The organism is Actinomyces sp. ICM47, from assembly GCF_000278725.1.
In the GTDB taxonomy this organism is placed as follows: Bacteria; Actinomycetota; Actinomycetes; order Actinomycetales; family Actinomycetaceae; genus Pauljensenia.
In genome coordinates, this window is the sequence record NZ_ALCA01000125.1 from 60,960 (window position 1) to 68,672 (window position 7,713).

Annotated in this window: 7 protein-coding genes; all 7 read right to left on the reverse strand. The window is 66.0% G+C overall.

Annotated features, from left to right (window positions below; all coding sequences use genetic code 11):
* Nucleotides 1-62: 62 nt before the first annotated feature.
* Entirely contained in the window at nucleotides 63-944 is an 882-nt protein-coding gene (locus HMPREF1136_RS09085; protein WP_009649027.1) for a copper transporter, read from the reverse strand.
* Complete coding sequence (gene steA, locus HMPREF1136_RS09090; RefSeq protein ID WP_009649006.1) at nucleotides 941-2,086, reverse strand: putative cytokinetic ring protein SteA; 1,146 nt, start codon at nucleotides 2,084-2,086, stop codon at nucleotides 941-943. The genes HMPREF1136_RS09085 and steA overlap by 4 nt, the downstream gene beginning before the upstream one ends.
* Nucleotides 2,083-3,759: a DNA repair protein RecN gene (recN, locus tag HMPREF1136_RS09095; protein ID WP_009649035.1), complete on the reverse strand. Its 1,677-nt coding sequence runs from the start codon at nucleotides 3,757-3,759 to the stop codon at nucleotides 2,083-2,085. The genes steA and recN overlap by 4 nt, the downstream gene beginning before the upstream one ends.
* Entirely contained in the window at nucleotides 3,756-4,586 is an 831-nt protein-coding gene (locus HMPREF1136_RS09100) for an NAD(+)/NADH kinase (RefSeq protein WP_034505647.1), read from the reverse strand. The genes recN and HMPREF1136_RS09100 overlap by 4 nt, the downstream gene beginning before the upstream one ends.
* Nucleotides 4,583-5,410: a TlyA family RNA methyltransferase gene (locus HMPREF1136_RS09105; protein ID WP_009649031.1), complete on the reverse strand. Its 828-nt coding sequence runs from the start codon at nucleotides 5,408-5,410 to the stop codon at nucleotides 4,583-4,585. The genes HMPREF1136_RS09100 and HMPREF1136_RS09105 overlap by 4 nt, the downstream gene beginning before the upstream one ends.
* Complete coding sequence (locus HMPREF1136_RS09110; protein ID WP_009649049.1) at nucleotides 5,407-5,595, reverse strand: hypothetical protein; 189 nt, start codon at nucleotides 5,593-5,595, stop codon at nucleotides 5,407-5,409. The genes HMPREF1136_RS09105 and HMPREF1136_RS09110 overlap by 4 nt, the downstream gene beginning before the upstream one ends.
* On the reverse strand, nucleotides 5,595-7,713 hold a 2,119-nt coding region (locus HMPREF1136_RS09115; protein WP_332248256.1), incomplete at its 5' end, for an HAD-IIA family hydrolase. The genes HMPREF1136_RS09110 and HMPREF1136_RS09115, both read right to left, overlap by 1 nt.

Here is a 7,713-nt window from a genome sequence, read left to right on the forward strand (position 1 = left end):
GTCCCCCGCTGACCTGGGCAGATCAGCGGGGGACGACGAAGCAAATCGCGTCGTGACGCGCTTTACTTGTTGCTCGGGATGACAGACTGTGCGCCGGAACCCACGCCGTAGGCGCGCGCTCCAGTCGCCTTGGTCGACAGGGCGAGCGCGGTATCGACCGTCGCGAGGGTGGTACCCACCGAATCGACGGTCGTCACGGCGGTGCCGGCGCTGCGGATGCGGGAGATCATCGCGTCGCGCGAGGAAGCATCACCCACGACCACGCCGGAGGTGGAGCCGACGGCCTGCGCCATGCCCACCCAGGCGTCAGGACTCGTAGGAGCGGACGAGGCCGTGGCCGCGTTCTGTGCACGCGCACCGATAGCAACAAGAGTCGTGGCCTTGCCGGTGGGATCCTCGTCGATCATCATGAGCGGGGTCGACTTGTCGGTGAGGATCTGGCGCAGCAGGTCGGTCTCGGAGCCGCTCGAGGTCAGGACCTGGACGATGGAGTAGCCCACGACGCCATCGGCGCTGGCGGTCTTAGCGGCGGCAGACTCAAGATGAGAGGCCAGCGACGTCGACAGCGTGGCACGGTACTGGCTCATGGAGGTGGACTGCCAGTTGTCGGTCAGCGTCACGCGACCGACGACGGACGCACCCGCGTCGGTCAACGTGGAGCGTACAGCGGCCACGTCATCGTCGGAGGCACCGGGTAGCACAACGAGCGCGACCTGGGTGCCGGTCAGTGAGCCGGTCAGGGACGAGGACGCGAGGGCCTTGAGGCCCGCGGCTTCAGCTTCGGCCTGTGCGCTTAGCTGCGGGTCGGAGGCGGCCGCAGACGACGAGCGGTTCATGCCCGTATTGATCGTGCGCTGCAGGGGCCCGGCCCCCAGGACGACGCCAACGGCCAGCGCCATGAAGATCCCGATGATCGAGACAACGTGGTAACGGAAGTTAATCATTGGGTTCCTCCAGCAAGATGCGGCAGCGACGTAAAGAGCGACGTGATCGGGTACAGCAGATCGTTACCCCACGGGGTGGACCACAGGGCGACGCCCATGAGAATGACTGCGACGACCGCAAGCATCACGAGCGTCCATCCGCGCGGGCGGGGACGGAATGTGGCAGCGACGGCGTGGGCTCCGATCAGGCGCGAGCCGCACGCAAGGCGTGAGAAGAAGGCCGGGGCGACGAGGGAACGCCCTGCGTCGACCAGCTCGGCCTCTCCGTAGGAGACGCCGGCAGTCACGACAGCACTGGCATCCGAATGGGCTGCGACGACCATTGCGGCATCAAGTGACGTTCCGGACATCGCGACAGAGTCGTAGACGATGCCCATACGATCTAGGCGCTCGGAGCCGGGAGCCAGGCCGTCACCGCCGACGCGCACGATGAAGGAGCTGGCCTTGCGGATCGCTTTCTCGCTCATGAGTTCGGCGTCCCCGATCACAGCATCGAGCGTCAGGTGCGCTTTGAGGGCGACGTCCGCTCCCCCGTCCACCGCCACGACGTAGGGGGCCGCTTCGGCGCGCCACCGCGCGAGCGCGCGCAGCTCGCCAGCAGCGTCGGATGCATCAGTCACCAGCAGGACGGGACGGTTGCCGAGCTCGTGCAGCTGAGGAACACCCTCACCACGTAGGACAGTTGCTCCATCCTTCGCCAGATAGTCCTCGATCGCGCCCTCAAAACCTGCGAAGAGAGCTGCGGAGTCAGCGACCTCGATCTCGAGGTCCTCGTCCTCGACCCGCTTACCAGTGGCGATAACGGTGCTTTCGAGCAGCACTTTGCCGCCCGTAACCGTCACTTCCTGTCCTTCGCGCAAGGACATAATGTCCTGTCCCAGGTCATCCACGAGGAGGATGCCGGCATCAAGAATGAGCCGTGGACCCAACGCGGCCGTGCGCCCCGTCAGCGAGGGCTGCGCGTTGAGGACCGCAACGGGGCCGGCAGCCACGAGCGCAGCGGCGCTATCCTTGTCGAGGTCGGCAACGTTAATGACGGCGATATCGCCCGTCTCAAGGCGCGTCGCCAGGTGCTTGGGCCGGTCGTCAATGCGAACCCGCCCGCTCCGGGCACTTGCTGTTGTTGAACGTGTGTCACTCATCCCTGCGATTGTGACACGGCGGAGGCCAGGACGCGCGATGCGTGGCGGCGCGCCGCCTGCGAGTGCGGATCCCCACCCATCATGCGGGTCAGCTCGGCCTCGCGCTCCGCGCCTGTCACCTCGCGGACGCTGGTCGTGCCATCAGTTTTTTCGATGACCAGGTGTTGGTCGCCGAAGGCTGCGACCTGAGCCAGGTGGGTGACGACGATGACCTGGCGCGATGCGGCAAGACGCTTCAGACGCGCGCCAACCTCCCTTGCGGTCTGCCCGCCGATACCAGCGTCGATCTCGTCGAAGATAAACGTCGATGAGGCCTCAGTGCGCCCCAGCATCAGCTCCAGGGCGAGCATGACGCGCGAGAGTTCACCGCCGGATGCACCCTGGCCGAGCGGGCGCGCGGGCGCGTGCGGGTGCGGCTGGAGGCGGAAGACAACCGTCTCGCAGCCGTGCGAGGTCGGCTTGGTGGCCTCCAGGTCGATGTCAAGGGTCGCGTCGGGCATCGCGAGGGCGTGGAGCTCCTCGTTGACGCCTGCGGCCAACTCGCGGGCCAGGCGCGTACGTGCCTTCGTCAGGCGCGCACCGACATCGAGGACGAGACTCTGAGCCGCGGCCAGCTCGCGCTCAACGACCTCGGGGTCCGAGGCCGGGGCAGACAGCTCATCCACGCGCGCTCGAGCGTCATCCGCCCAGGTCAGCAAAGACTCAACGTCGGCCGCACGCCCGCGCAGGACATCCTTGATGGCTGCGCGTCGCGCATGAATCTGCGCGAGGCGCTCCGGGTCCGCGTCCAAGCGGGACAGGTAGACCGCGATGTCGTCTGCCAGTGCATCCAATTCGAGTGCCTGACTGCGCGCCCGCCCGGCGAACTCTGCCACGGCCTCGTCGAAGCGAGAGGCGTCATCCAGCTGAGCGTAGGCACTGCGCGCGGACTCGACCGCCCCCGAAAAGTCGCCGCGATCATCGCCCTTCAGGAAGCCTTGTGCGACGCCCATGAGCGCGCGCAGATCCTCGACGTTGGTCAGGCGTGAGGCCTCGCGAACCAGCTCTTCCTCCTCACCTACCTGGGGATCCAAGGCCTCGATCTGAGCCAGGGCCGCGCGCAGATCCTCCAGTTCCTCCTCGCGTTCGCTCGCGTCCCCAAGCAGCGCATCGAGGCGGTGCTTCGCGTCCACAGCGGCGCGGAAAGCCTCGCGGTATTCCTTCACCAGGGCGGCGTGCGCAGGACCACCAAACTGGTCGAGAGCACGGCGCTGGGCGGCTTCCCCCGTCAGGCGAACCTGATCGGCCTGACCGTGAATCGTCACCATCGAACCGACGATCTCAGAGAGCGCGGAGGCAGGAACGGGCCGCGAACCCAGGTGCGCGCGCGACCTGCCGGCCGCCCTCACGGAGCGTCCAACGATCAGCTCGCCTCCCTCGACGACGCCACCGGCTTCCTCGACGCGGGCAGCCACCTCCTCAGTCACCGAAAAAATACCGTCGACTGAGAGACGATCCGCACCCGAGCGCACGAGCGCCGCGTCCGCGCGAGCCCCCAGCAGAAGCTGCAGGGAGGACAAGACCATCGTCTTACCCGCGCCCGTCTCGCCCGTCACGACGACCAGACCGCCTCCAATCTCGACATGCGCAGAAGCGATCACGCCGAGATTAGCGATATCGAGAGACTCAATCACCGTGGGCCATCCCTCCACCCGCGCACGGGAAGATTGAACTTGCGCACGAGGCGCGCCGAAAAGGGCGTGTCATCCACACGCACCAGCTGCACCGGCGAAGAACCCACGCGCGCGCGGACCACTGCCCCGGCCGGAACAGTCATCCGACGCAAGCCGTCGCACCACATTTCGGGAGCCGTCCACATGTCATCGAGCACAACGATCTCCACGCAGGCCGAGGGCCCCACCACGAGCGGGCGGGTGAACAGGCCATGCGCGGCCAGCGGGGCGACGACAATTGCCTCCGTGTCGGGCCACACGACGGGGCCACCCGCCGAAAACGAATAAGCTGTCGAACCCGTCGGAGTTGACAGGATCATGCCGTCGGCACCGTAGGTCGACACCTCCTGACCATCGACGACCAGCGCAAAATGCACCGGATGAGCGACGTCCGTGTGCATGATGACAGCCTCGTTGAGAGCCCAGTCCGAGGCCCTCGAACCGTCCGAGCGCTCCATCGTAACGTCCAACGTCATGCGTCGTTCGACGGTGAAGTCCCCCTCGGCAATCTTGCGCGCGAGGTCGCCCGTGCCCGTCGAACCGAGCTCCGTCAAGAACCCCATGTGCCCGGCATTGACACCGAGGAGTGGCACGCCCAGAGCACGTGCACTCGAGGCGGCCACGAGGAACGTGCCATCACCACCGATCGACAGCACCAAATCGATGCCACCCGAGGACGCATCCTCGACGACCTCAATCCCCCGCTCCGCCAGCGCATGCGTGAGCGTCACCGCGCTGGTCACAGCATTCGTTCGGTTGCGATGACGCACCATCAGTACTCGAGTCACAACGCTCCTCCTGCAGGTCCCTCGGCGACGGCCCGACGGATGTGCTCCGTCAGCTCCTGCGGGTTGATCGGCTCCGGGTAGTCGCGGCGCATGTACAGAAAATACTCGACGTTGCCGGAGGGGCCGGGCAACGGGGACGGTGCGATGGCGGCGATGTCCAGCCCCAGGCCAATGGCACAACGCGCCACGTTTTCAACAGTTTCGACGTGGTGTTCAGGGTTGCGCACCACTCCCCCGTGGCCCAGGCGCTCCTTGCCGATCTCGAACTGTGGCTTGACCATCAGCAAAAAGTCAGCGTCGGGTGCCGCCGCCGCAACCAGCGCAGGTAGAACGAGAGTCAGCGAAATGAAGGACATGTCGCCCACGACGATGTCCGGTGCCGGAGCAACCGAGGCGGGATCCAGCGTGCGCACGTTCGTGCGGTCGTGGACCTCAACGCGAGGATCGGACTGCAGCTTCCACGCAAGCTGGCCGTAGCCAACGTCAACGGCAACGACCGAAGCAGCTCCGCGCCGCAGCAGAACGTCAGTAAAACCTCCCGTCGATGCGCCAGCGTCGAGCGCGCGCCGCCCCTCGATCAGAGGAGCCTTCTCACCGAGCGTGTCCAGCGCACCTGCGAGCTTGTGCGCCCCACGCGACACGTACTCGGGATCGTCCGACTCCTCGACGATGATCGCCTGCGCCGGATCCATCTGTCGGGCGGGTTTCAGGACAACCTGGCCGTCAAGCTTGACCCGACCATCCTCAATCATCTGCGCTGCTGCCGAGCGCGACTTCGCCAGGCCTCGGCGCACCAACTCCGAATCGATCCGTCGCAACTTCACGCGTCGTTCCTCCCCTGCTCACGTGCTCCGACGCGCGCCGCGGAACCTTGCATCTCCGCGGGCACGTCGGCCGACAGCGCCCGCCGAAGGTCGGCCTCAATGACCTGAAGCGTCGAGATTTGCATCTGCACGCCAAGCTCATCGAAGCCGACCAGACGGGCAGCCGTCTGTTCACTCAGGGCCATCAGGCCTCGTCGTCCATATCTGCCGTCGCCTCCAGCAGGGCCTCCAGTTCCTCCTCACCGGGCAGGAACGCGGGGGTCTCCTCGCTGGGTTCGGGAAGTTCGTCGGCAGCCTCGGCCACCGCAAAGTCCTCATCAGCAGCTGTGTCAACGGCGAGGGCCTCAGGTTCGGCCACGATGCCTGCCGGATCGTCGTTGTCGACGACAGTAATCTCAGGGCAGGTCACCGGATTACCGGAGCCGTCCGACCATTCCCAGGCAGCAGCGGCGAGCGCGCGGTAGGAGTCGATGGAAATCGTCACCGCGTCGGTCAGTTCGATGTCATCCAATGTCAGCGTACCGCCGCGCGTCACCTTGGCAACCTGCGACAGGCCGCAGGTCCACGTGCCGTCGCGATGGTGCTTGGGAGCCGGGTGGGCCTCCAGCATGCCGCGCATATCAAGTGCCAGGTATGTGGGACGCTGGCCGCGAGGAGCACGCAAAACAGCGCGAGCCTGGTGGACACCGGTCAGCACGTGCATCGCGGGGACGCCAGCTGCGACGGCACCCATAATGTCGGTCTCAAGGCGGTCGCCCACTGCCATCGGGTTCGTGGCACCAACGAGCTGGCTCGCGCGGCGGTAGATACCCGGCTCGGGCTTGCCACCGGCAGTGGGACGCTTGCGGGTCGCGTGCTGAATCGCACGCACCAGCGAGCCATTGCCGAGCGCCTGACCGCGCTCAACGGGCAGGGTCGCGTCAAGGTTCGAGGCATAGAAGGCAGCACCGCGTTCAATCGCGAAAGCTCCCTCGGACAGGAGCGTCCAGTTAACCTCCTTGTCGAGGCCCTGCACAACGGCAGCAGGCTCGTCGTCGGCACTGTCCACCAGCTCAAAGCCCTGCTCTTCGAGAGCCTGGCGCAAACCGGGACCGCCGAGTACGAAGACCTTGGCACCCTCGTCGAGTTCCTCCGCCATGATGGCGGCAATGTCCATAGCCGACGTCATGACCATCTCGGGGGTCGCCTCGAAGTCCATGCTGTTGAGCTTGTCGGCCACCTGCTGCGGGGTGCGCATCGCGTTGTTCGTGACGAACGCGGAGGCCATGCCCATCGTGCGCGCCTCGATAACGGACGAGGCAGCGTGCTCGATCCGCTCGTCACCGGACCACGCCGTACCATCGAGGTCAAGCAACGCGCAGTCATATTCCTCGGCCAGTGCGTTCTTGCAGCCGCGCAGCGGCGAACGCTTATCATCAACGTCGGCGTCCTGGAACAGGGCAACGTCAACGATCTCGGTATCCTCAACCTCGGCGGGCATCTCCGCAATGACAGCCTCGGCTTCGTCCACGCGACCCAGTTCCGTCAGGCGCTCAGCCTTAACCTCCATGAGACGACGGCGGAGCTCATTGTCGGCCGATTCCGGCAGCACGGCAAGCGCATCGTCGACGATCACGAGGCCGACGTCGGACTGACCGAGGTCAGCACGTGCGCCGGAGGAGACGAGTACCAGCTCGACCTGTTCCGCAAGATCCAGAGTCGTGGAGTCGGTTGCGTCGATGATCTCAACGGCCTTCTCGGGGTGGCCAAGCCCGCGCTCCGCGTCGGCTTCGACAGCGCGCAGCGAGTCATCCCCACGCATGCGTCGCACGGCGCGCACTTCGCGCAGCGCCTCCTCATAACGACCCGAGGCGTACGCGGTCAGAGCAGCGGCCTCGCGAACGACATCGACGCGACCCGCACGGCTCACAGCAGCCTGGGCATGCTGGTAAGCGGCCTCGGGATCGAGATCAATCAGCTGACCGGCCATCACCAGGTGCCGCGCAACAATGTCACGGTTGGGACCCGACAGCGTCGCCAGCGCGCGCATAGCATCACGGTCAAGCTCCTGGGAACTCACGCCAGCAGGAATCGTCGGCTCATTGCCGTTAGGAGACACGTACTCGTCCGTCGACGAATAGTTCTGGTAGGTGGCGTCCTTGCGGCGATCATTCTGACGAGGCCTGCGACCGTCGCGCTCAAAACGGCCGCCCTCACGACGGTCACCGCGCATGCCTCCGCGACGGTCATCACGACGCTGGAAGCCACCACGGCCGCCCCGGCGGTCATCACGGTGATCGTCACGGCTACCAAAATCACGGCGC